The sequence below is a fragment of the Bacteroides sp. AF25-38AC genome, from assembly GCF_003602995.1.
GTDB classification, from domain to species: Bacteria; Bacteroidota; Bacteroidia; order Bacteroidales; family Bacteroidaceae; genus Bacteroides; species Bacteroides uniformis.
In genome coordinates this window covers 152323-178092 of the sequence record NZ_QTMD01000007.1, presented here as the reverse complement: position 1 = coordinate 178092, position 25770 = coordinate 152323, and the positions used below count along the sequence as shown (strand labels likewise).

Here is a 25770-nt window from a genome sequence, read left to right as displayed (position 1 = left end):
ATATTGCATTGGCAATCAATTCGTTATAAAGTTTTATTCTTTTTACGACAGTCCCTATTCTAAAACCTTCAATGTGGACAGTGAGGACGTCAATCTTATTTTTGCTCCCTTTTCCGTTTTGATTGTGCCTCGGGCATCTGCTGTTCTGTGTTTATTTTATCAGAGGATAGAGTATCTTGTTTTATTTCTTGTTCCTTTCTCAGCCGGTTGAGTTTCCATCTGTTCCAGAAAAGGAGCTCACTCCATTTGTTGAAATCCTTTTTGAAGATAATGCCAATACCTTGTGTTGTCAGATTTGTCCGGGTGTAGTAGCGGTCGTTCGTTTCGTTGTACGCTTTCAGGCGGATGTCTCCGGAACGGTTGACGAGCCATTCTGCTTCAAAGTCTCCCACAAAATTGGTATTTGCCATCGGATTGTCACGATAGCCAAAATTACCATTGATAAGTAGTCGGTTATTCAATAATTGCCCCGAAAGCATGGTCTCGAACTCCATGTCTGTCCAGCCTCTTTCACCGGTACTGAAATTGGTGCCGAAGTTCCAGTTATTAACATCGAGAATGTTCGATAAAGCGTTATTCAACTGTCCGGAAAGGGTGGATGAAACAACACTGGACATCATATTCGAATTCTGGGTGGCTCCCAAGTTTTCCGGGGTATAGAACTTGCCGATAGCCAACAGATAGAGTATCTGCATGTTCATTTGCTCGTCAGTAGGAATATAGTTACGGACAATGGCCTGCACTTCATCGCGTTCGTTGGGCAGCTCGATGTCGAATTTTACATCGGGTGAAGTCAATTGTCCGGTAAGGTCCATCATACAGTTCACTTTTACATTTGTCTGGCTGATGTAGCCGGAGGTTGCCTCGTTGGGCATCAGGTCATTTAAGGATGCTGAGTTGACCGTATAGCCTGCTTTTATGTCCAGAGTGGCATCCAGCGGCGAACCGTTGAATGTAATGGTACTTCCATCCCTGATAATAAAGTCCTTTCGGATAACCTCTTGCAGACTGAATTTATAGACTCCCTGGTTTATCCGGTAACTGCCGAACATTTTTACATCTCCTTTATTGAAGAACTCAGTACGGATATTTCCGGTTCCCCGTCCACTGATATAGTCGCCTGCGATAGGGTCCATGATAATCTTCATGGTAGCGTCGGGGGTGGCGTCTACCAAGAGATTCAGCCGGATGTCAGTGTCGCTCTCTTTCTCTTCCTCGATTTCCTTTTGGGCAATCTCGTAGTCGGAAAGGCGAACAGAGTCTTGTACGGCACGGCGTGGCGTCTTGTCCACAAACTTGATGAACTGGTTGCTGACTGCTGTAGATACGTTATCCTTTATATAGGTAAAGGTGGTGTTACGATTGGTAGTCATTGCAACGTCAATGTTAACGCCATCTTGGGCATTACCGGCAATAGTGGCATTCCCCGTACCGTAGACGGTGCCGTAGAAGGGATAGTCCGGTGATTCTTTGGTATTCATCACCAGCATGTCGTTGACATTGAAATTGAAACGGTACTCCAGGTTCTTGAAATGCTGATATTGCAGATAGCCGCTCATGCTGCCTTGATGCCCTTGCGTGTCGAAAATGCGGTTGTTGCGGAAGGTCAACCCGCCGGGCTCGATGTAGATGCTGTCTTTGACGGAGAAAGTGGTGTTGAGCACGTCTACCTTCATGGAAGCATCGCCGAATACACGCCCTTCCATGGTGAGAGCCTTGAATTTGCCATAGAAATGTACATGGCCGGTGGCACGTCCGTTGAATTCGGGCGTGATGCTGCTCATATAATGATGTATAAACTTCAAGTTGGTACCGCCCGCTTCAATTTGGAGATCCAATGAACTGGTGGGCTTCAAGGGATAGACATAGCCATACACATGGCTTTTGGCGATATCTTTCTCCCGGATATGGGCATCCAGATAGATGCCCTTCACGTCGTGGTGCCATTCTCCGTGTATGTTGGCATCACCCAGCAAGCCTTCGTTCAATCCGAGATTGCGGATAAACAAGTCGGTGCTCATGACGGGGGTTTCCAGTACTCCGCTGGCGAAAGCCGGACCGGTGGCTTCTCCTTTGAAATTGACTCCGAGGTCTGCAATGTCGAACACATAACCGATGTTGATTTCCTTCAAATCCAGACGTACTGTATCTTCGGGTTGTGGTGAAACGATACCATTGATACGCAAGTGCCGGTCTTTATGGCTGAAGTAGAAATCATTGACATACACTTTGCCGGAGTCGAGTACCACTTGGGAGGGATGTATATCCCATAGCGTATCGTTCAGTATCACGTTGGTGGGCTGGACATCAATGACGGTTTTTAAGGGGGGAAGTTTCCTCTTGTTTTCATTCGCTTCTTTCTGTTCACGGATGAAGTGGGCGACGGCGGCGAGTTTCCCGCTGTAGGTTACAGTGCTGCTGTTACCCCAGTTCAGCGTGGTCTGTATGCTGTTGTTCTGGGCTTGCGCTTCTAAAGCTATATTGACAGCGCCGCTTGATTTGCGGTTGCTGAAGCGTAGGCGTGTATGGAACTGGTCACCGGGATTCTCGCAAAGGAACATTCCGGATTCGATGAATTTGTTTTCATAGCGGAGACGGGGAAAATAGCCTTCTACACGGAGTCGCTGTGCCTTGTCATTGAAGTATCCTTTAATGGTGGAATGGGTATATACTTTTACCGGAATCTGAAAGACGGTGGAGAGTAGTTCCGTATTGTAAATGTGCATGTCGAAATGGAAATTGTTCTCCGTCTCTATGGGTTTCTTGTCTGGCAGAATCAAGGCGGGGATATAACGACGCATGATATTCAGTACACTGGCAGGCAGGGTACGATAAGAATAATCGCCTTCTATGCGACCTTGGAGAAAGTTGGATTGGATGGTCAGCCGTTTCTGGTCTTCGCTTTCTCTGATGGCGGATATCTTCAGATTGTCCAGGAAGTATTGTGTTTCCGGAGCTGCGAACAGTAAGCTGTCAACGTTGATTTCACCGTTCATCTCGTCAATGGAACCGCCGGTGAAGTCAGCCTTGACTTTGACTGATATTTCCGTATCTTCATAGTTGGGTGTCAGATGTAGGGCATGAGGACGAAATTTGTCGATGCTTGCCTGAAAGTTGAAAGTCGGTACCCGACTGGCGGTATTGATGGTACCGTTCAAAATAACAGAACCATTGGTGTCATCCAAGGCGACTTTTCCCGTGAAGCCTCCCTGCTTGTATTCTCCATCCAGGGTGATATTTTCGTAATTGTAGTCGCTGTAATCAATGGAGGCAACCAGCCCTTTCAGCAGTACGGATGGGTATTGGTTTTCGTAATGGCTGCTGTTGACATCCAGATTGAAAGTTACTTTACCCAGTTTTTTGTTACCCAGCATCTTGCCCAGCTCAAACTCTTTGGTTTTCACTGCACCGGAATAGGCAAAATAACCTTTATCTTTGTTAGAACTTAGTTTTACGTCAGTTTGGATGGTTCCGATGTCAGTGCGTACTTGTCCGTAAGTTACGAGGTCTGTGAAGTAGCCCGATACTTCTCCACGGAAGGAAACCGTTCCTAAGTGTTGCAGGACGGGAGGTACTCCATTATAGTTCTTGCTGAAATTCCGGACAAAGAAGGCAATTCCTTCCGGGTCTGCGTACAAATTGGACAAATTGCCGAATATATAAGCATTTTCCGGATGGGAAAGGTCTTGTAGTGATACGTCTCCCCTCAGATAAAAATGATTTCCGACAGAGACGGAAAGGTGCGGGCAATTCAGTTGATTGACAGTGCCGTCCGTCTGTACCTCTACTTGCAATTTTTCCTTGAAAGAACCAAAAGCCGGAACAAAAGCCGATAAATCCTGCAAGGCGATTTGAGAGGGCAGCAAATGGAATGAGAAACGGACATCTTGGGCAAGATTGTCAAATGCCCCCAGACTGTCATAATCCATGTGTATAGTATCCATTGCCAAAGAGGTGTTGGGGAGGTCGATGGCGAAATTTTCGATTTTCATCCGTTGGTCATTGCCGATAACCTTTAGGCTTAGTTTCTTCAATTCAAATCCGGAATGTTCTTCTTCGATGCTCAGACGCTTGATGGCAGCATTGATAGAATCATTTTGCAATGCTTTTAGGGAGATGTTTGCAATAATGTTACGCAAGCGGAGATGCTGTGGATTGAACTTTCCCGGAGTCTCTTTCTCGGACAGCACATCATATGAAACCTTTCCGCGGCGTATCAGTAAGGAATTGATACGGAGATCCAGGTTGTTTTTCTTTTGAACCGTATCTTTGGATGCGAATGCGTCGAGTACAAACTGAAAATTAGGTTTATCCTTGGGAGTCTGCTTGTTCAGATTGATGTTAAAGCCGAACAATTGTATGTTACTGATGGATATTTTGCCGCTGAATAGGGGGAGAATATCGAATTTGGCAGAAAGACGGGTCACCTTCAGCATTTCCTTGCTAGACTGGTCGTCCAGGAGCAGGTCGTCGATGATGATGCGGTTCAGCAATCCTATGTTTATTCGCCCAATGGAAATCTTGCTGTCCAGTATGGAAGCCAGTTCATTGGCAACAAATACAGACATTTGTCGCTGAACGGATGGAATGTTCAGCAACAATATGGTACCGATATACAATCCCAATACAATACCGAGTACCCAGCGTACTGTTTTTTTTAGCTTTCTGATAGGCGGTTAATTTTTATAATCAGCCAACAAAAATATGAAATAATACGTTATGAATCGTACTTTTATCACTACTTTTGCAGCGTTTAAACGTAAATAAACATTATGAGTACAATAATCTTGGGAATAGAATCTTCTTGTGATGACACTTCTGCAGCTGTCATCAAAGATGGTTATCTGCTTTCGAATGTGGTGGCCAGCCAAGCTGTGCATGAAGCATACGGCGGGGTAGTGCCTGAACTGGCTTCCCGCGCGCACCAACAAAATATAGTTCCGGTAGTGCATGAGGCATTGAAACGCGCCGGAGTAACTAAAGAGGAATTGAGTGCTGTGGCTTTTACACGTGGACCGGGATTGATGGGGTCATTGTTGGTGGGGGTATCTTTCGCCAAAGGGTTCGCCCGTTCATTAGGCATTCCCATGATTGATGTTAATCATTTGACTGGCCATGTTTTAGCTCATTTCATTAAAGCAGAAGGTGAAGATAATGTGCAGCCGGAATTTCCTTTCCTCTGCTTGCTGGTTTCCGGTGGAAACTCACAGATTATCTTGGTGAAAGCCTATAACGATATGGAAATTTTGGGGCAGACCATTGATGATGCCGCCGGTGAAGCCATTGACAAATGCTCGAAGGTAATGGGATTGGGATATCCAGGTGGTCCGATTATTGACAAACTGGCTCGGCAAGGTAATCCTAAAGCCTTCTCGTTCAGCAAACCGCATATTCCAGGGTTGGATTATAGTTTCAGCGGACTTAAGACCTCGTTTCTTTACTCTCTGCGCGACTGGATGAAGGACGACCCCGATTTCATCGAACATCACAAGATGGATTTGGCGGCATCACTGGAAGCTACCGTTGTAGATATCTTGATGGATAAGTTGCGCAAAGCTGCCAAACAATATAAAATAAAGGAAGTGGCTGTTGCAGGAGGCGTTTCTGCCAATAATGGATTGCGTAATGCTTTCCGTGAGCATGCCGGGAAGTATGGTTGGAAAATATTTATTCCGAAGTTCAGCTACACAACGGATAACGCTGCCATGATTGCCATTACCGGATACTTCAAGTATATGGATAAGGATTTTTGTCCGATGGAAGCACCTGCTTATTCACGCGTAACTTTAGGATAATATATAATAAGGTATGAAGCTGGAAGAAAAGGTAGGAGAGCTGCTGAAAGCAAAGAAATTGTCCCTTTCCACCGCAGAAAGTTGTACGGGTGGAGGGATTGCCGCTCTGATAACTTCCGTTCCCGGCAGTTCGGAATACTTTAATGGTAGTATAGTGGCGTATTCCAATGAAATAAAGATGTCTTTGCTGCATGTATCTGCCGAAACTTTGGAAAAACATGGAGCAGTAAGCCGCGAAACTGTTACGGAAATGGTGAAAGGTGCGATGAAAACGCTGAAAACAGATTGTGCAGTGGCTACTTCCGGTATTGCAGGTCCTGGAGGTGGGACTCCGGAAAAACCGGTGGGTACGGTGTGGATAGCCGCTGCCTATAAAAATGAAATCGTTACCATGAAGCAGGAGGGAGACGAGGGAAGAAAGGGAAATGTGGAAAAAGCAATTCAAAATGCCCTTTTGTTGCTTTGTGAGAAGCTGAAATGAGGAAAAAATGCTATCATACAGTGAATTATTTTAAGAAAAACTTGTTTGGTAACGATAAAAGTGCTTACTTTGCGCTCTGTTTGAAATAGGCAAAAAAGAAAACTATAAAATTAAGATAGAAATGTCAAAGATTTGTCAAATTACCGGAAAGAAGGCCATGATTGGCAACAATGTTTCACACTCAAAGAGAAGAACAAAGAGAACCTTTGATTTGAACTTGTTTAACAAGAAGTTCTACTATGTAGAGCAGGATTGCTGGATCAGCCTTAGCATTTGCGCTAATGGTTTGCGCATTATTAATAAGAAAGGACTGGACGCTGCTTTGAAAGATGCGGTAGCTAAAGGTTATTGTGATTGGAAAAGCATTAAAGTTATTGGCTAAAGTAGAGGAGAATACTGATTATGGCAAAGAAAGCAAAAGGTAACAGAGTACAGGTGATTCTGGAATGCACAGAACACAAGGATAGCGGTATGCCGGGTACTTCTCGTTATATTACGACGAAGAACAGAAAGAATACCACAGAGAGATTGGAGTTGAAGAAATACAACCCGATTCTGAAGAGAGTGACAGTACATAAAGAAATTAAATAATAAATCTATAACTTATGGCAAAGAAAGCGGTAGCAACCTTGCACGAAGGAAGCAAAGAAGGACGTTCTTATACAAAGGTTATCAAAATGGTGAAGTCTCCTAAGACTGGTGCTTACATCTTTGATGAACAGATGGTCCGTAATGAAGATGTTCAGAACTTCTTTAAGAAATAAGATAAATACAGTGGCTGTAAAGCGCTGATGACTTATAAAGATCCCCTTGTCGGTATTTCCGGTAAGGGGATTTCTTTTTAAAAAGAGGACGAAGTTTTTAATATTCGTCAGTTTTGTTATATCTTTGCTGAAAATGCGAAGATAGGCTGCACCTCGGCATAAAAAATGAACGGGTTCATTTTATTCTGCATCCGGTTTGCACTATCTTTGCAGGGAATGCGAAAACAGGTTGCATAAAAATAATTAGTGTATGGGATTTTTTAGTTTTTTCTCCAAGGAAAAAAAGGAAACATTAGATAAAGGATTATCTAAGACCAAAGAAAGTGTGTTTGGCAAGATTGCGCGTGCCGTGGCAGGAAAGTCAAAAGTTGATGATGAAGTATTGGATAATCTGGAAGAGGTGTTGATAACTTCGGATGTGGGCGTGGAAACGACACTGAAAATTATTGAACGTATCGAAAAGCGTGCAGCAGCCGACAAATATATGAATGCCACTGAGCTGAATCATATTTTACGTGATGAAATCGCAGCGTTGCTTACAGAGAATAATTCGGAGGATGTGGATGACTTTGAAGCACCGATTGCGAAGAAACCATACGTCATTATGGTAGTGGGCGTCAATGGTGTAGGGAAGACTACTACGATTGGCAAACTGGCTTATCAATTCAAGAAAGCCGGAAAGTCTGTTTATCTGGGTGCTGCCGATACTTTCCGTGCTGCTGCTGTGGAGCAGTTGGTGATATGGGGTGAACGGGTAGGTGTACCTGTTGTAAAGCAGAAAATGGGTGCTGACCCGGCTTCTGTCGCTTTTGACACACTGAGTTCCGCAACTGCCAATAATGCCGATGTGGTAATTATAGATACAGCAGGACGCCTTCATAATAAAGTCGGTTTGATGAATGAACTGACGAAAATCAAGAATGTGATGAAGAAGGTTGTTCCTGATGCTCCGAATGAGGTGTTGCTTGTGTTGGATGGCTCAACCGGACAGAATGCATTCGAACAAGCCAAGCAGTTCACTCTGGCAACGGAGGTTACGGCAATGGCTGTTACAAAGTTGGACGGAACAGCCAAGGGTGGCGTAGTCATCGGCATTTCAGACCAGTTTAAAATTCCGGTTAAATATATTGGATTGGGTGAAGGAATGGAAGATTTGCAGGTGTTCCGTAAAAAGGAATTTGTTGATTCACTGTTCGGGGAGAATGCATGAAACGGAAGACTATAGATATCATCACTTTAGGATGTTCTAAAAACCTGGTGGATTCGGAACATTTGATGCGTCAGTTGGAGGAAGTGGGATTCCATGTGACACATGATGCGGAAAGACCGAAGGGACAGATTGCCGTAATCAATACTTGCGGTTTCATCGGTGACGCCAAGGAGGAATCCATTAATATGATTCTGGAATTTGCGCAGGCCAAGGAGGAAGGAAACTTGGAGAAGCTTTATGTAATGGGTTGCCTTTCGGAACGTTATCTGAAGGAATTGGCCGTTGAAATTCCCCAGGTGGATAAATTCTATGGTAAATTCAATTGGAGAGAGTTGTTGCAGGATTTGGGAAAGGCCTATCATGACGAGCTGCACATAGAGCGCACATTGACCACTCCCAAGCATTATGCCTATTTGAAGATATCCGAAGGATGTGACCGTAAATGTTCTTATTGCGCTATTCCCATCATTACGGGACGGCATGTGTCGCGCCCGATGGAGGAGATACTTGACGAGGTGAAGTATTTGGTTGCACGGGGTGTAAAGGAATTCCAGGTTATAGCCCAGGAGTTGACCTATTACGGAGTAGATTTATATAAGAAGCAAATGTTGCCCGAGCTTGTTGAGCGGATTTCGGATATTCCCGGAGTGGAGTGGATACGCTTGCATTATGCCTATCCGGCACATTTTCCGGCTGATTTATTCCGTGTGATGCGCGAGCGTGACAATGTATGCAAATATATGGATATTGCCCTGCAACATATCAGTGACAATATGCTGCAAAAGATGCGTCGCCATGTGACGAAGGATGAGACGTATAAGCTGATAGAACAATTCCGTGAGGAGGTTCCCGGTATTCATCTCCGTACTACACTGATGGTGGGGCATCCAGGAGAAACTGAAGCCGATTTTGAGGAGCTGAAAGAGTTTGTCCGTAAAGTGCGTTTCGATAGAATGGGGGCTTTTGCGTATTCGGAAGAAGAAGGGACGTATGCCGCTGCTGAATATGAGGATTCTATTCCCCAGGAAGTGAAACAAGCGCGCTTGGATGAGTTAATGTCTATTCAACAAGGCATTTCAGGGGAGTTGAGTGCGGAGAAAGTAGGCAGGCAGATGAAAGTAATCATTGACCGGCTGGAAGGCGAATATTATATTGGACGTACAGAATTTGATTCTCCCGAAGTGGATCCTGAGGTTTTGATTGAGCGTGGAGACAGGGCGTTGCATATAGGTAACTTTTACCACGTAGAGATAGTAAATTCCGATGATTTCGACCTTTTTGGACGAATAATTTAAAGATTTTTCCTTATCTTCTTGCATATGTGAAGAAGATTTGCTAATATAGCACCGTAGTTCAATTTAAAGGCTTACATTTTGAATAACAAAGAGTTTACTTCTGAATTGTCGCGGAGGTTAGGGTACACATTGAAAGATACTTCTGAGCTGGTTGCTTCATTGCTGGCAGATATGACACGGCAGTTGGAGGAGGGGAATATTATCTCTATACAAGGGTTCGGTACATTCGAAGTGAAAAAGAAGGCAGAGCGTATATCTGTGAATCCGACTACAAAGCAACGTATGCTGGTGCCTCCCAAATTGGTGTTGACCTATAAGCCGAGTACATTGTTAAAGGATAAGTTTAAGTAACCGGCTTTTAAAAAATCTCCCGTATTATGAACGAGAAACTGAACATACAAGACCTGATTGACACGCTGGCTGAAAGGCATGGCATGAGCAAGAAGAATGCGGATAGTTTTGTGAAAGAATTCTTCCAGCTGATTGAGGAGTCTTTGGAGAAGGACAAATATGTGAAGATACGAGGTTTGGGGACTTTCAAGCTGATAGATGTCGGGAGTCGTGAAAGCGTTAATGTGAATACGGGGGAAAGGTTTGAGATACAAGGGCATACAAAAGTGTCGTTTACACCGGAACCGGCTTTGAAAGATATTATCAATAGACCATTTTCGCATTTTGAAACTGTAGTTTTGAATGACGCTACGGTGCTTGAGGACACCCTGCAGGAAAATGACAGTGAAGATGATGAAGATACTGAAATCAAAACTCCGGAACAAGAGGTGGAGGAGAAGGTTGCCTTAGTGGAAGAAGCCACGATAGAAGAACCTTTGGTGGAAACTGTAGTCGAAGAGCCGTTAGTTGAGCCCGAACCGGAAGTTGAAGAGGAGAAACCGGAAAAAACTGAACCTGAAGCAATGCCTGAAAATATAGTTGCTGTTGAACCGGAACCGTCTGAGCCAGTGATAAAAGATACGGCAGATTCTTCGACTATGAAATATTTTATAGGCATCGTTGTATTTGTAGTGTTGTTGTGTGGTGGTGCCGTAGCTTTCATGTATTATCCGGACTTGCTTGACAAACTTACTGCAAAGCCTCTTGTAGAAGAGGTTGCAGACTCGGATGTGAAGGAATCTGTTACTGAAAAGGTGGATGTCCCTGCCGGTCAAGACAATATTGCCTTGACAGACAGCATTGTTTCAAAAGATGTTGTAGTTCCTGCCCGGACAGATACTGTGGCAGAAACTGTTGCTACAACAACTCCTGCGCTTACAACAACTCCAAAGGAAAATGTACAGGCACAGTCTCCCGCTCCTAAAAAAGAGCAGAAAAAGACAGTTGCACCGTTTGAGCCGGATTCTGTGGGGTATACGATTGTGGGAACAGAAACCACTTATACCATCAAGGAAGGGGAAACGCTGACTAGGGTAGCGCTTCGTTTTTATGGGACAAAAGCTCTTTGGCCTTATATCGTGAAGCATAATCCCGGCGTAATCAAGAATCCGGATAATGTACCTTATGGTACCACTATCAAGATACCGAAATTAGCCAAGAAGCAGTAAAAAATTACTGCTTCTTTTTTGTTAAATACTAAACTCTATGAAAGTAGTTTAATCTAAAAGGTTTCGCATAGTTTTTTAATAAAAATTAGTTGGTATGGTTAATTTATTCCCGTACTTTTGGGAGCGAAAAAAATAATTGCCGGTTCAAAACCGGATAAATGAAGAAATTAAACATTAAAAAATAGATTGATTTATGGCTGAAACAATTGACATCCGCGAACTGAATGAGCGGATTGAAAGACAAAGTGCTTTCGTTACCAATCTTACCACAGGTATGGACCAGGTCATTGTAGGACAAAAGCATCTGGTAGAGTCGTTGTTAATTGGTTTGTTGTCCGATGGACATGTGTTGTTGGAAGGTGTGCCCGGTTTGGCAAAGACTTTAGCTATCAAGACGCTTGCTTCGTTGATTGATGCGCAATACAGCCGCATTCAGTTTACGCCTGACTTGTTGCCTGCCGACGTAATAGGTACAATGGTTTACAGCCAGAAGGATGAAACGTTCCAAGTAAAAAAAGGTCCGGTCTTCGCAAACTTTGTTTTGGCTGATGAAATCAACCGTGCTCCGGCCAAAGTACAGAGTGCTTTGCTGGAAGCCATGCAGGAACGTCAAGTTACTATCGGCAATGAAACTTTCGGGTTGCCCAAACCATTCCTGGTGCTTGCCACACAGAATCCTATCGAGCAGGAAGGTACTTATCCGCTGCCCGAAGCGCAAGTGGACCGTTTCATGCTGAAAGTCGTAATAGACTATCCGAAGCTGGAAGAGGAGAAACTGATTATCCGTCAGAATATCAATGGTGATAAATTTGAAGTGAAGCCCATTTTGAAGGCAGACGAAATTATTGAAGCTCGTAAAGTGGTTCGCCAGGTGTATCTGGATGAGAAAATAGAAAAATATATTGTTGATATTGTATTTGCTACCCGTTATCCGGAAAAATATGATTTAAAAGAACTGAAAGACATGATTGGTTTCGGCGGTTCGCCCCGTGCTTCCATCAACTTGGCCTTGGCTGCCCGTAGCTACGCGTTCATCAAGCGTCGCGGTTATGTCATTCCGGAGGATGTGCGCGCTGTGGCACACGACGTACTTCGCCACCGTATCGGCTTGACTTACGAGGCGGAAGCCAGCAATATGACATCTGATGAAATCGTCAGCAAGATACTGAACAAGGTTGAAGTGCCCTAACGCATAATAGAGGTTTTCGTAAACTTGAGGTTTACAATCCTATACCTGAGGTTTAGCGTCGTAAACCTTAGGGTTGAGTACCGAAAACCTCACCCCTTTTCATAGGGAAGTTTCTGTTATAAACTAAATTGCGCTTGTGTGCTTAAATGAGATTATTAAAATAAATCAATGGAAACAACAGAACTTTTGAAGAAAGTCCGTCAGATTGAGATAAAGACGCGCGGATTGTCCAACAATATCTTTGCCGGGCAGTATCACTCTGCCTTCAAGGGTAGAGGTATGGCATTCTCCGAGGTGCGCGAGTATCAGTTTGGCGACGACATACGCGACATTGACTGGAATGTGACCGCCCGCTTCAACAAGCCTTACGTCAAGGTGTTTGAGGAGGAGCGCGAATTGACAGTGATGTTGTTGGTAGATGTTTCCGGTAGTTTGGAGTTCGGTACGGTAAAGCAGATGAAGAAGGATATGGTGACGGAAATTGCCGCTACACTGGCATTCTCTGCCATTCAGAATAATGACAAGATTGGTGTCATCTTCTTTTCGGACCGGATTGAGAAGTTTATTCCGCCCAAGAAGGGACGTAAGCATATACTTTACATCATCCGCGAACTGATAGATTTTCATGCGGAAAGCCGGAGGACGAACATCCGTTTGGGATTGGAATATCTGACGAATGTGATGAAACGCCGTTGCACGGCATTTGTCTTGTCCGACTTCATCGACCAGGAAAGTTTCAAGAACGCCATGACCATTGCCAATCGTAAGCATGACCTGGTTGCCGTTCAGGTGTACGACCGTCGTGTGGAAGAATTGCCACCCGTAGGACTGATGAAGATTAGGGATGCCGAGACGGGACATGAGCAGTGGATTGACACCTCCTCGCGTGCCGTGCGCCGTGCCCATCATGATTGGTGGGTGAACAAGCAGGCGGAATTGAATGAAACGTTTACCAAGAGTAATGTCGACAATGTGTCGGTACGTACCGACCAGGATTATGTCAAGGCATTGATGAATTTGTTTGCGAAACGAAATTAATCGGAAAATGAAAAGATATTTATTTCTGATAGCGTTATTGATAGCATGGTCGGGAAGGGTAGTAGCCCAGTCGGTAACGGTAGATGCTACGATTGACTCTTTGCAGATTCTTATTGGAGAGCAGGCAAAGATAAAGCTTCAAGTATCTCTGGATGCCGATAAGCGTGCCATATTCCCGGTATATACCGATACGCTGGTGAATGGGGTTGAAATTATTGATGTGGCCAAGCCGGATACGCAACTGCTGAATGATGGCCGGCGTGCATTGATAACTCAAGAGTATACAGTTACCTCTTTCGACTCGGCTCTTTATTATCTGCCGCCTATGGAAGTGACAGTGGATAATGAGAAGTATCGCTCCAAAGCGTTGGCCTTGAAAGTATATTCGGTGAATGTCCCGTTAGACCCGGAGAATCCGGAACAGTTCTTCGGTCCCAAAACAGTGATGCAAGCGCCTTTTGCCTGGGAAGACTGGTATGGTCTTATGGCTTGTGGTGCGCTGATTATCCCGATAGGGATATTACTTGTCTATCTGATAATGCGCTTCTTCGACAATAAGCCTATTATCCGTAAGGTGAAGGTAGAACCTAAGCTGCCTCCCCATCAGTTGGCTATGCAGGAGATAGAACGTATCAAGAATGAGAAGGTATGGCAGAAAGGGGAACCGAAGGAATATTATACGGAATTGACTGATGCTCTTCGTACATATATAAAAGACCGTTTTGGTTTCAATGCTTTGGAAATGACTTCTACGGAAATCATAGACAAGTTGCTGGAAATGAAAGATAAGGAAGCAATATCGGATTTGCGTGAATTGTTCCAGACTGCTGATTTGGTGAAATTTGCCAAGCATAATCCATTGATGAACGAAAATGACGCTAACCTGATTAATGCCATTGACTTTATTAATGAAACCAAGGAGAAAGAAGAGGAGAATGCCAAGCCGCAGCCTACGGAGATTACCATTATCGAGAAACGTTCTTTGCGTACCAAGGTTTTGCTGGGAACGGGTATTGTAGTGTTGGCTGTAGCCCTTGTCAGTTCATTGATATATATCGGATTGGAGTTGTATAATTATTTTGCTTAATACAGGAAAAGTGACTTCAATCGGATATACATGAGTGAAAAGTGAGGGATGTTTGGAGCGAAGCTGAATTGTAAATCGTTAAATCGTACATAAATATGGTTTTTGCCAATATTGAATATTTATTTTTGCTGCTGTTGCTTATACCTTATATAGTATGGTATATTATGAAGCGGAAGAATAGTGAAGCTACGCTTCAGATTTCGGATGCCCGTGTGTATGCCCATACCCCTAAAAGCTATAAGAACTATTTGTTGCATGTACCGTTTGTATTGCGGATAATTGCCTTGATACTGATTATTCTTGTTTTGGCACGTCCGCAAACCACCGATAGCTGGCAGAACAGTGAGATTGAGGGTATTGATATCATGCTTGCTATGGACGTTTCTACCAGTATGCTGGCCGAAGACCTGAAACCTAACCGGTTGGAAGCGGCGAAGGATGTGGCGGCAGAGTTTATTAACGGACGTCCGAATGACAATATAGGTATAACTTTGTTTGCTGGAGAAAGCTTTACGCAATGTCCGTTGACAGTAGACCATGCCGTATTGTTGAACTTGCTTAAAGATATGAAGTGCGGGCTGATTGAAGACGGAACGGCAATCGGTATGGGTATTGCCAATGCCGTTACCCGTTTGAAGGATAGCAAGGCAAAGTCGAAAGTCATTATTCTGCTGACGGACGGTGTCAATAATAAAGGTGATATTTCTCCTTTGACGGCTGCTGAAATAGCCAAGAGTTTTGGCATTCGCGTTTATACTATTGGGGTAGGAACCAATGGTATGGCTCCTTATCCTTATCCGGTAGGCGGAACAGTGCAATATGTCAATATGCCCGTCGAAATTGATGAAAAGACTTTGACACAGATTGCCGGAACAACGGAAGGTAACTATTTCCGTGCCACCAGCAACTCGAAGTTGAAGGAAGTGTACGAGGAGATAGACAAGCTGGAGAAAACAAAATTGAATGTAAAAGAATACAGCAAGCGCCAGGAAGAGTACCGCTGGTTTGCGTTGGCTGCTTTCTTGTGCGTATTACTGGAGGTACTGTTACGCAACTCTATATTGAAGAAGATACCGTAAAAACGGAGAATGTCTTTTAGTGTATCAGTCATTGCGTAGCCAAATTGTAAATTGTAAATTGCTAAATTGTAAATAAAAAGATGTTTCGATTTGAAGAACCTGCATATTTGTACTTGTTGCTGCTGCTGCCTTTATTGGCGGCCTTCTACTTGTACTCCAATTATCGGAGGAGGAAAGCCATTCGTAAATTTGGTGACCCTATACTGATGGCACAGCTAATGCCGGATGTTTCCAAATACCGTCCGGATGTGAAGTTTTGGTTGGTTTTTGCGGCTATCGGGTTGTTCACGGTACTGCTGGCACGTCCGCAGTTTGGTTCCAAACTGGAGACGGTAAAACGCCAGGGAGTGGAAGTGATGATTGCGTTGGATATATCCAATTCCATGCTGGCACAAGACGTACAGCCAAGCCGCTTGCAGAAGGCAAAACGGCTGGTGGCGCAGTTGGTAGATAAGATGCAGAATGACAAGGTCGGTATGATTGTTTTTGCAGGTGACGCATTTACCCAGTTGCCTATTACGAGTGATTATATTTCTGCCAAGATGTTTTTGGAGTCCATCGACCCTTCGCTGATTTCCAAGCAAGGTACGGCAATTGGAGCTGCAATAAATCTGGCTGCCCGGAGTTTTACACCTCAAGAAGGAGTGGGACGTACTGTTATTGTCATCACCGACGGTGAAAACCATGAAGGTGGTGCCGTAGAAGCAGCTAAGGCTGCTGCAGAGAAAGGTATCCAGGTCAATGTATTAGGGGTAGGTATGCCTGAGGGTGCCCCTATTCCAATAGAGGGTACTAATGATTATCGTCGTGACCGTGAAGGTAATGTAATCGTTACTCGCTTGAATGAGCAGATGTGTCAGGAAATTGCTCAGGCAGGAAATGGTATTTATGTGCGCGTAGACAATACCAACGGTGCACAGAAAGCGATTAGTCAGGAAATCAACAAGATGGCAAAGGCAGATGTGGAAACACAGGTGTACACGGAATTCAATGAACAGTTTCAGGCAGTGGCATGGATTATTCTGCTGTTGTTACTGGCTGAGATGTTGATATTGGAGCGCAAGAATCCTCTGTTCCGCAACATTCATTTATTCTCTAATAAGAAATGATGCGTATGTTACAGAAAAAATATATTGGAATAGTTTTGCTGCTGTTAGTGGCAGTTTCAGCTTCTGCACAGAAGGCGGAACGCGATTATATCCGTAAGGGAAACCGTTTTTTTAAGGATAGCGTATATGTGGATGCAGAAGTGAACTATCGGAAGGCTTTGGAGGTAAACCCGAAGTCAACGGTTTCCATGTTCAACCTGGGAAATACATTGACCCAGCAGAACAAGCTGCAGGAAGCGATGGAGCAATATGTGGGAGCTACCAAGATAGAAAAGGACAAATCGAACTTAGCACAGATTTATCATAATATGGGAGTCATCTTTCATTCTCAGAAGGATTATGCAAAGGCGGTAGAAGCCTATAAGGAGTCGTTACGCAATAATCCGAAAGATGATGAAACGCGCTATAACCTTGCTTTGGCACAGAAACAGTTGCAAGACCAGCAGCAGAACCAGGATCAGAATCAAGATCAGGATAAACAGGACCAACAGAAGGAGCAGGATAAACAGCAGGATCAGCAGAAAGACCAGCAACAGAATCAAGACCAGCAACAACAACCTTCTCAGCCGGAAAAAAAAGATAATGAGATGTCTAAGGAAAATGCAGAACAGCTATTGAACTCTGTCATGCAAGACGAGAAGGATGTGCAGGATAAAGTGAAAAAGCAGCAGGTACTTCAAGGAGGTCGTCTGGAAAAAGATTGGTAACAAACATAATAGGAAATAATATATGAGAAAAATAGTTTTCTTATGGATAGCACTGATTGCAGTCGGTATGAATGTCTTTGCCGATGGCAAGGTATCGTTTACTGCGTCTGCTCCTGACGCTGTGGCGGTAGGAGACCAGTTCAGACTGTCGTATACGGTGACTACACAAAAGGTAAGGGATTTTCGTGCTCCTTCTATGAAGGGATTTGATGTGTTGATGGGGCCCAGCCGCTCGCAACAGAGTAGCGTGCAGATGATTAATGGGCAGACGACTTCAACCAGCAGTATTACATTCACTTATATTTTAATGGCGACTGCAGAAGGTGATTTTACCATTCCAGGAGCCACTATCACTGCTGATGGTAACCAAATGGTTTCGAATTCTGTACAAGTAAGGGTTCTTCCGGCAGATCAGGCTGCTAATGGAGCTTCTGGAAATGGTGGCAAACAGAGTGAGGGCACTGCCAGCCGCGCTTCTTCCGGGACATCTGTATCGAATAGTGATTTGTTTATTACAGCTACTGCCAGTAAGATGACGGTGTATGAACAAGAGGCTTTTCTGCTGACATACAAGATATATACCTTGGTGGACTTACGTATGTTTGATAATGTGAAATTGCCTGACTTCAAAGGATTCCATTCTCAGGAAGTAGAATTGCCTAATGACAGAAGATGGGGATTGGAGCATTATAAAGGTAGAAATTATCAGTCTACAATCTATCGTCAGTTTGTGTTGTTCCCGCAACAAGCCGGTAAGCTGACAATTGATGCTGCACGCTTTGATGCTTCCATTGCAAAGGCTACACAAGTTGCTGATCCGTTCGAGGCATTTTTCAATGGAGGAAGCAATTACGTAGAAGTTAAAAAGACAATTTTGACTCCGCAACTGACAATTGACGTAAAGCCCTTGCCGGCAGGTAAGCCAGCCGATTTTTCGGGAGGAGTGGGAGAGTTCAATATAACTTCTTCTATCAATAGTACAAATGTCAAGACCAATGATGCTGTTACTGTCAAACTTGTCATTTCTGGTACCGGTAATCTGAAATTGCTTTCTAATCCGGAAGTTAAATTCCCCGAGGATTTTGAAGTATATGATCCGAAGGTGGACAATAAATTCCGTCTGACAAATTCGGGCCTCTCCGGTAGTAAGGTCATTGAGTATCTGGCAATTCCTCGTAATGCTGGAACTTATAAGATTCCTGCCGTAAAGTTCAGTTATTTTGATATTAATTCCCGTTCGTATAAGACGTTGACTACGGAGGAGTATGAATTGCATGTGGAAAAGGGAGTAGGTAATGCTGCTCAGACTATTGCAAACTTTACAAGCAAGGAAGAGTTGAAAGTATTGAACGAGGATATTCGTTTTATCAAGCAGAATAACGTAACTCTGTCTCCCAAAGGTGATTTCTTCTTCGGTTCGTTGACGTATTGGTTGCTTTATTTGATACCGGGTATTGCATTCATTACATTCTTTGTCATCTATCGTAAGCAAATAGCAGCCAATGCAAATGTAGCAAAGATGCGTACCAAGAAAGCCAATAAAGTGGCGGTGAAACGTATGAAACAAGCTGGTAAATTATTGGCTGAGAATAAGAAAGATGCGTTTTATGATGAGGTTTTGAAAGCTCTTTGGGGGTATATCAGTGATAAACTGAACATTCCGGTATCCCGTTTGTCTAAGGATAATATCGAAGAGGAACTTCGTAATTATGGTGTGAATGATGCGTTGATAAAGGAATTCCTCGATGCATTGAATAACTGTGAGTTTGCCCGCTTTGCTCCGGGTGATGATAACCAGGCTATGGATAAGGTATATTCAGCTTCTTTGGAAGTTATCAGTAAAATGGAAAACTCGATAAAACATTAATCAGGAGGAAATGGTAATGAATAAAATATTGTTTTTTACTCTTAGTCTAGTGATGGCAATTACTGCCTATGGGCAGAATTCTGCATCTGTAGATACATTACAGACTGCTAGTGACTCTACATCCGTCGGTTCACATGCGGAATTCTCTGCTGCAAGGCAAGAAAGCAATGTGACAAAGGCTGAAGGTGACAGCGCTTATATACGGAATGATTATGCTTCTGCCATTCAAATATATGAGAATCTGTTAAAGAAGGGAGAGGCTGCAGAGGTCTATTATAATCTTGGCAACAGTTATTATAAGGCAGATGATATAGCAAGAGCTATATTGAATTATGAGCGTGCCTTGTTGTTGGAACCTGGTAATGCTGATATTCGTGCAAATTTGGAGATAGCACGTTCTAAGACAATCGATAAGGTAATCCCAGTTCCTGAGGTTTTCTTTGTATCTTGGACTAAATCGTTGATTAATTGTCTTAGCGTAGACGCATGGGCTAAGTTGGGGATTGTGTTCTTTGTACTATTACTCGTTTCGTTCTATCTCTTTTTCTTTTCAAAACAGATTACGGGAAAGAAAGTGGGATTTATTGCAGGAATAGTATTCCTGGTTCTTGTTATATTGAGTAATGTGTTTGCTGCTCAGCAAAAAGGCGAACTGATGGAACGTAACGAAGCTATAGTGTTGGCACCTAGTGTCACAGTGCGTAGTACTCCCAGTGAAAGTGGTACAAGTCTGTTCATTCTTCATGAGGGACGTAAAGTTGAGATAAAAGACAACTCTATGCGTGAATGGAAAGAAATTCGTTTGGAAGATGGTAAAGTAGGGTGGGTTCCAGCTTCTGCCATAGAAGGTATTTAAATTTTCCCTGTATTCTAAAAACAGCTCGTATAAACCCGATAATTCTGCTTTATACGAGCTGTTTCTGTCTATTTTTAGGAGCTTTTTCTCTGTACTTATAATTCTGCATACTTGAAAATGATTATTTTTTGGAGAGGCAATATTCTTTTTGAAAAAAGATAAAGAAATAGTTTGTTTTATCCTTTTTTTTCCTTAAGTTTATAGCGTGATAATAAAAAGTACAGAGTATTAACCATTAAATTTATGAATATGAGAACAATAACATTTAATGAATTACGTAAGATTAAAGACTCATTGCCTAGTGGTAGTATGCATAGAATAGCCGATGAACTTGGACTGAATGTTGACACTGTAAGAAATTTTTTCGGTGGACACAATTTTAAGGAGGGGAAAAGTGTTGGGATTCACTTGGAACCTGGACCAGATGGTGGATTGGTTATGATTGATGATACTACTGTTTTAGAGCGAGCTTTAAAAATTTTAGATGAAATGGCAGGTAAGACTGAAGAAGCTGTTCGAGCTTAAGAAGAGAAAGTTAGATAGAATCCCAATTGCTGACAACAATTGGGATTTCTTGTTTGTTTTAATCTCAAAATCAATGATATATGGAAGATAAATTAGTTACTTTGGCAATCTTAACGTACGCGAAAGCTCAAATATTGAAAAATGTTCTTGAAAATGAAGGTATTGAGACTTATATTCACAATGTAAACCAGATACAACCGGTTGTTTCTTCTGGCGTACGTGTACGTATTAAGGAGAGTGACTTACCTCATGCTCTGAAAATTACTGAAAGCTCTGCGTGGTTATCTGAAGAGGTAGTGGGGGGGAAGTCACCTAAACTGGAGAAGGTTAGTAATAAAGTGCTGATTCCAGTGGATTTTTCCAATTATTCTTTGAAGGCTTGCGAGTTCGGTTTCAATTTCGCTCAGAATATAGGTGCAGAAGTTGTTTTGCTACATGTTTATTTTACTCCTATATATGCAACTTCTTTGCCATACGGAGACGTATTTAACTATCAGCTAAGTGATGAGGAGAATGTAAGGAGTATCTTACAAAAAGTTCATGCTGATTTGAATGCATTATCTGATAAAGTAAAAGAGAAGGTAGCTTCCGGCGAGTTTCCAGATATTAAATATACTTGTGTTTTGCGTGAAGGTATTCCTGAAGAAGAGGTACTCCGCTATACCAAGGAATATCGGCCACGCATTATCATAATGGGAACTCGTGGTAAAAGTCAGAAGGATATTGATTTGATCGGCAGTGTAACGGCTGAAGTGATTGAACGTAGCCGTGTACCGGTATTGGCCATTCCTGAAAATACTCCATTCAAGCAATTTTCTGAAGCTAAGCGTATTGCATTCATTACTAATTTTGATCAACGTGATTTAATAGCTTTTGATTCGCTAATAAATAATCTGAAATCATTTAAGTTTTCAGTGTCTCTGATACATCTTTCAGATGTTCAGAATACATGGAATGAAATAAAACTGGCTGGTATTAAGGAATATTTTCAAAAACAATATCCACAATTGGAAATATACTATGATGTGGTAAAGAACGATAATCTGCTTAGTAGTTTAGACAGTTATATCAAAAGTAATCATATTGATATTATAACATTAACTTCTTATAAAAGAAATATATTTTCGCGCTTATTTAACCCTGGCATTGCCAGAAAGATGATTTTCCATTCTGATACACCATTGTTGGTAATTTACGGAAGACCGAATTAGGTGTTGAATATAGGTATATATGGTTTCTATCCAATATCAGCATTATGTTTAATATGGCGCTGGAATAATTTAATCTAATTTTAATTTCTTCTCTCCCTCACTTAAGAAATAACATTCTTTACTTAATGATATAACAATAATAAAAGCCTAATTAATAATTTAATTAGGCTTTTATTATTATGAAAGTATTACATCAACTTTTCAATTTCTTCGAATTCAGGGCCCATTTGCAAATTATAATACACTCTATATAGACCATTTAACCACAAATCTTTTTGATCAGGTTTCAGTTCTCTTGCCTTTTCATAATAAGGTTTTGCCTTTTCATAGAAAGTCTTCAGAGTAGCCTGGTCTTCTTTATACTTCGGATCATTAATATCTGTAGTTGCTTTTTCTGAGAAATCTTGTGCTTGTAAGCAGTAAATCAAGCCTAAATTAGAGTATGCTTCTGCATAATTAGGATCTACTTCTATAGTTTTTTTATAGAATTCAATAGCTTTATCATAGTCCTTCATATTGTGATAAAGGTAGCCTTTTACATACAAATAGAATGTATTGTTAGGATCTTTAGCCAACATATCATCAGCAAACTGCATAGCTTCGTCATATTTGTTGTTATTGCTATAATAATCAATCAAGTGACCGAAGAAGAATGAATGTTCAGGATATTTCTGGATACCTTCTTTTAAAGAAGCAATCCATTTAACAGTATCACCTTCAGCTTTCAATGCAGTAGAGATAAATTCCATTGCGTATTTCCCAACTTCTTTATCATCTTGCGCATAAGGAGCATACTTCAAAATACTAGGATAATCTTCCATCTTAGCAGCTGCTAAACTTGCATAATATGCTATTTGGGGTAATACAGTATCTGTTTGTAATAGATTTTCCTTTTCAAACATCGGGTTGATAGCAATATCAATGTATGTTGCAAAGAAATCTAATGCTTTTTTATTGTCTTCATTGGCTGCATCGCCTTCTTTCTGTGAGGCCAAATTAAAGAATTGGATACCGCCATTGATCAGATTACCGCGTTCTGCTAAAATTGTAGCAGAATTAGATTTTCTATATTTATTCTTGATTTTGCCCTTTTCATTGGGAATTTGTGCCAATTCGTCACATTTGAAGTAGAATTTACACATGTTCAATGCGCTATTATATACCTGAAGAGTGTCATAAGGTTTTCTCAGATAGGCATTTTCCATTTCTTTCTCACTTCTTTTTCTTTGGATAAGACCTGCTACATCCCACGTTTCGGCATTGTCCTTTGTTTCGGGATTGGTTAAAGCCTGATTTATCAGTTCCTCTGCTTTGGCAAAGTCAGGATTTACTCCGTTAGCAATACTTTTAGCCTCTTTTACGTTCTTTTCTTGGGCGAAAGTAAAGCTTGCGACAAGTAGTAAAACCATTGAAAATAATACTCTTTTCATGATTGTAGAAAATTTAAATTAATATTATGTCTATTCTTCATTTTCATTGTTTACCTCGTTCTGAGGGCTTTCAAGGGTATTTTCTTCCCCCTCCTCTATAAGTTCCTCTTCATTTTCTGAAGTGACTTTACATACAGAGCCGATTTCGTCATTACGTTTCTCAAGGTTGATTAGACGCACACCTTGTGTAGCACGTCCCATGATACGAACATCGGCGACTTTCAGACGGATGGTAATACCGGATTTATTAATAATCATCAAGTCATTTTCATCTGTAACAGACTTGATAGTTACTAATTTACCCGTTTTATCGGTGATATTCATTGTTTTCACACCTTTACCTCCACGATTGGTCTTGCGATAATCTTCAATATCCGAACGTTTGCCATATCCTTGTTCCGATACAACCATAATTGTTTCCGCTTCAGGATCTTTGATGCATATCATACCTACTACTTCGTCTTGACCGTCTTCATCCAATGTCATACCACGTACACCGGTGGCAGTACGTCCCATAACGCGCACAGCACTTTCATGGAAACGAATGGCACGTCCGTTACGGTTGGCAATGATGATTTCATTGTCGCCGTTTGTCATACGCACTTCGATTACACGGTCGTCTTCACGGATAGTGATAGCATTTACACCATTTTGGCGAGGACGTGAATACTGCTCAAGCAATGTTTTCTTAATGACACCATTCTTAGTACAGAACAATACATAATGGCTGTTGATAAATTCTTGGTCGTTCAGGTTCTTCACGCGCAAATAGGCGTTTACAGCATCGTCAGAGTCGATATTCAACAAATTCTGGATGGCACGACCTTTCGAATTCTTAGTACCTTCGGGGATTTCGTATACCTTCAGCCAGTAACACTTACCTTTCTGTGTAAAGAACATCATGGTATTATGCATGGTTGCAGGATAAATATGCTCTACAAAGTCTGCATCGCGGGTTTCGGTACCTTTGGAGCCTACCCCACCACGGTTTTGCGCACGGAATTCGCTCAGCGGTGTGCGTTTGATGTATCCCATGTGCGAGATGGTGATAATCATTTCATCATCTGCATAGAAGTCTTCCGGATTGAATTCTTCTGATGAATAGACAATTTCCGAGCGACGTTCGTCACCATACTTCTCTTTTACTTCAATCAGTTCATCTTTAATGACTTTGCGGCAGAGTTCGTCATTGACAAGGATTTCTTCCAAATAAGCAATCTGCTTCTGAATTTCCTCATATTCGGCGTGCAGCTGGTCTTGCATCAATCCTGTGAGCTGACGCAAACGCATTTCAACAATGGCACGTGACTGAATTTCACTGAGTTGGAATCGCTCCATCAAACCTGATATAGCATCATTCGGGGTTTTAGCAGCACGGATAATCTTGATTACTTCGTCGATATTATCAGATGCAATGATTAATCCTTCCAGAATATGTGCACGTTCTTTGGCCTTGCGCAAATCATACTGAGTACGGCGGATGACTACGTCGTGTCTGTGCTCAACGAAGTGTTTTATCAAATCTTTCAGATTCAACAGACGTGGACGGCCATGTACCAATGCAACATTGTTCACACCAAAAGATGTCTGCAGCATTGTCATCTTGTAGAGCTTGTTGAGTACAATGCTGGCATTTGCATCACGTTTTACATCAATAACGATACGCATACCTTCACGGTCGGATTCGTCATTAGCATTGGCAATACCTTCAATTTTCTTTTCGTTGGCCAGATCGGCTATATTCTTAATCAATTCAGCTTTGTTGACACCATAGGGAATTTCTGTCACAACGATTTTATCGTGCGTCGAACCAGTCTCAATTTCGGCTCTAGCACGCATTATGACACGTCCGCGTCCCGTGAGATAGGCTTCGCGAACACCGCTCATACCGTATATATAGCCTCCGGTCGGGAAATCAGGAGCTTTGACATACGTCATCAGCTCTTCTATATCGATGTCATTGTTTTCAATGTATGCAATACAAGCGTCAATAACCTCAGATAGATTATGGGTCGGCATATTGGTAGCCATACCTACGGCAATACCAGATGCACCATTTACCAAAAGATTCGGAATACGGGCCGGCATGACGGTAGGCTCTTGCAAAGAGTCATCGAAATTGTTCTGCATGTCAACAGTCTCTTTCTCAAGGTCTGTCATCATGTCTTCACCAATTTTTCGCAAACGACACTCTGTATAACGCATGGCAGCAGCACTGTCACCGTCTACTGAACCGTAGTTACCTTGTCCATCTACCAACATGTAACGCATTGCCCAAGGCTGAGCCATACGTACAAGAGCTCCGTAAACGGACGAGTCGCCATGAGGGTGATATTTACCTAATACTTCACCTACAACTCTGGCTGATTTTTTATAAGGTTTGTCGGAGGTATTTCCTAATCCCATCATTCCGAAAAGAATTCTTCGGTGAACGGGTTTAAAACCATCTCTAACATCCGGAAGGGCACGTGAAACAATGACCGACATAGAGTAGTCAATGTACGATGACTTCATTTCCTCCTCGATGTTAATCTTTATAATTCTGTCTTGTTCAAGCATTTAAAAAGA

General features: G+C 42.3%; 22 protein-coding genes. 19 read left to right on the top strand and 3 right to left on the bottom strand.

Annotated features, from left to right (window positions below; all coding sequences use genetic code 11):
* Positions 1-95: 95 nt before the first annotated feature.
* Positions 96-4568: a translocation/assembly module TamB domain-containing protein gene (locus DWY55_RS07115; protein ID WP_117878625.1), complete on the bottom strand. Its 4473-nt coding sequence runs from the start codon at positions 4566-4568 to the stop codon at positions 96-98.
* Between the two features lie 204 nt (positions 4569-4772).
* On the opposite strand from DWY55_RS07115, the gene tsaD reads away from it, so the two are divergent.
* The 19 genes from tsaD to DWY55_RS07020 all read left to right on the top strand — a co-directional run bounded on the left by tsaD (position 4773) and on the right by DWY55_RS07020 (position 21772).
* Positions 4773-5795: a tRNA (adenosine(37)-N6)-threonylcarbamoyltransferase complex transferase subunit TsaD gene (gene tsaD / locus DWY55_RS07110; protein ID WP_034532866.1), complete on the top strand. Its 1023-nt coding sequence runs from the start codon at positions 4773-4775 to the stop codon at positions 5793-5795.
* Between the two features lie 13 nt (positions 5796-5808).
* Positions 5809-6276, top strand: a complete 468-nt coding sequence (locus DWY55_RS07105) for a CinA family protein (RefSeq protein ID WP_008664496.1) — start codon at positions 5809-5811, stop codon at positions 6274-6276.
* 121 nt (positions 6277-6397) lie between these two features.
* Entirely contained in the window at positions 6398-6658 is a 261-nt protein-coding gene (gene rpmB, locus DWY55_RS07100) for a 50S ribosomal protein L28 (protein WP_004291052.1), read from the top strand.
* 20 nt (positions 6659-6678) lie between these two features.
* Entirely contained in the window at positions 6679-6867 is a 189-nt protein-coding gene (rpmG, locus tag DWY55_RS07095; protein ID WP_002560155.1) for a 50S ribosomal protein L33, read from the top strand.
* A gap of 14 nt (positions 6868-6881) precedes the next feature.
* Complete coding sequence (locus tag DWY55_RS07090; protein ID WP_005827735.1) at positions 6882-7040, top strand: DUF4295 domain-containing protein; 159 nt, start codon at positions 6882-6884, stop codon at positions 7038-7040.
* Between the two features lie 250 nt (positions 7041-7290).
* A complete protein-coding gene (gene ftsY / locus DWY55_RS07085) occupies positions 7291-8250 on the top strand; it encodes a signal recognition particle-docking protein FtsY (protein ID WP_005827738.1) in 960 nt (319 codons plus the stop codon).
* Entirely contained in the window at positions 8247-9545 is a 1299-nt protein-coding gene (gene rimO, locus DWY55_RS07080; protein WP_005837204.1) for a 30S ribosomal protein S12 methylthiotransferase RimO, read from the top strand. The genes ftsY and rimO overlap by 4 nt, the downstream gene beginning before the upstream one ends.
* A gap of 78 nt (positions 9546-9623) precedes the next feature.
* Entirely contained in the window at positions 9624-9896 is a 273-nt protein-coding gene (locus tag DWY55_RS07075) for an HU family DNA-binding protein (RefSeq protein WP_005827742.1), read from the top strand.
* A gap of 26 nt (positions 9897-9922) precedes the next feature.
* Positions 9923-11104: an HU family DNA-binding protein gene (locus DWY55_RS07070; protein WP_005837202.1), complete on the top strand. Its 1182-nt coding sequence runs from the start codon at positions 9923-9925 to the stop codon at positions 11102-11104.
* Positions 11105-11297: 193 nt separating this feature from the next.
* A complete protein-coding gene (locus tag DWY55_RS07065; protein ID WP_005827745.1) occupies positions 11298-12293 on the top strand; it encodes an AAA family ATPase in 996 nt (331 codons plus the stop codon).
* 168 nt (positions 12294-12461) lie between these two features.
* Positions 12462-13331, top strand: coding sequence for a DUF58 domain-containing protein (locus DWY55_RS07060; RefSeq protein ID WP_005827747.1), 870 nt, complete (start codon positions 12462-12464; stop codon positions 13329-13331).
* Between the two features lie 7 nt (positions 13332-13338).
* Complete coding sequence (locus DWY55_RS07055) at positions 13339-14418, top strand: hypothetical protein (protein ID WP_005827749.1); 1080 nt, start codon at positions 13339-13341, stop codon at positions 14416-14418.
* A 95-nt stretch (positions 14419-14513) separates the two neighbouring features.
* Positions 14514-15497, top strand: coding sequence for a vWA domain-containing protein (locus DWY55_RS07050; protein WP_005827750.1), 984 nt, complete (start codon positions 14514-14516; stop codon positions 15495-15497).
* 80 nt (positions 15498-15577) lie between these two features.
* Positions 15578-16606 carry a VWA domain-containing protein gene (locus DWY55_RS07045; protein ID WP_005827751.1) on the top strand — a complete coding sequence of 343 codons (1029 nt, stop codon included), beginning with the start codon at positions 15578-15580 and terminating at the stop codon, positions 16604-16606.
* Positions 16603-17313, top strand: coding sequence for a tetratricopeptide repeat protein (locus DWY55_RS07040; protein WP_008664501.1), 711 nt, complete (start codon positions 16603-16605; stop codon positions 17311-17313). The genes DWY55_RS07045 and DWY55_RS07040 overlap by 4 nt, the downstream gene beginning before the upstream one ends.
* 22 nt (positions 17314-17335) lie before the next feature.
* Complete coding sequence (locus tag DWY55_RS07035; protein ID WP_005827753.1) at positions 17336-19180, top strand: BatD family protein; 1845 nt, start codon at positions 17336-17338, stop codon at positions 19178-19180.
* 10 nt (positions 19181-19190) lie between these two features.
* Positions 19191-20036, top strand: a complete 846-nt coding sequence (locus tag DWY55_RS07030) for a tetratricopeptide repeat protein (RefSeq protein ID WP_005827754.1) — start codon at positions 19191-19193, stop codon at positions 20034-20036.
* A gap of 249 nt (positions 20037-20285) precedes the next feature.
* Positions 20286-20561: a DNA-binding protein gene (locus DWY55_RS07025; protein WP_085929906.1), complete on the top strand. Its 276-nt coding sequence runs from the start codon at positions 20286-20288 to the stop codon at positions 20559-20561.
* Between the two features lie 80 nt (positions 20562-20641).
* Positions 20642-21772 carry a universal stress protein gene (locus tag DWY55_RS07020; protein ID WP_005827758.1) on the top strand — a complete coding sequence of 377 codons (1131 nt, stop codon included), beginning with the start codon at positions 20642-20644 and terminating at the stop codon, positions 21770-21772.
* Positions 21773-21960: 188 nt separating this feature from the next.
* On the opposite strand, the gene DWY55_RS07015 is transcribed toward DWY55_RS07020, so the two are convergent.
* Positions 21961-23202, bottom strand: coding sequence for a tetratricopeptide repeat protein (locus DWY55_RS07015; protein WP_005837195.1), 1242 nt, complete (start codon positions 23200-23202; stop codon positions 21961-21963).
* A 30-nt stretch (positions 23203-23232) separates the two neighbouring features.
* Positions 23233-25761: a DNA gyrase subunit A gene (gene gyrA, locus DWY55_RS07010; protein ID WP_005827761.1), complete on the bottom strand. Its 2529-nt coding sequence runs from the start codon at positions 25759-25761 to the stop codon at positions 23233-23235.
* Positions 25762-25770: the final 9 nt, after the last annotated feature.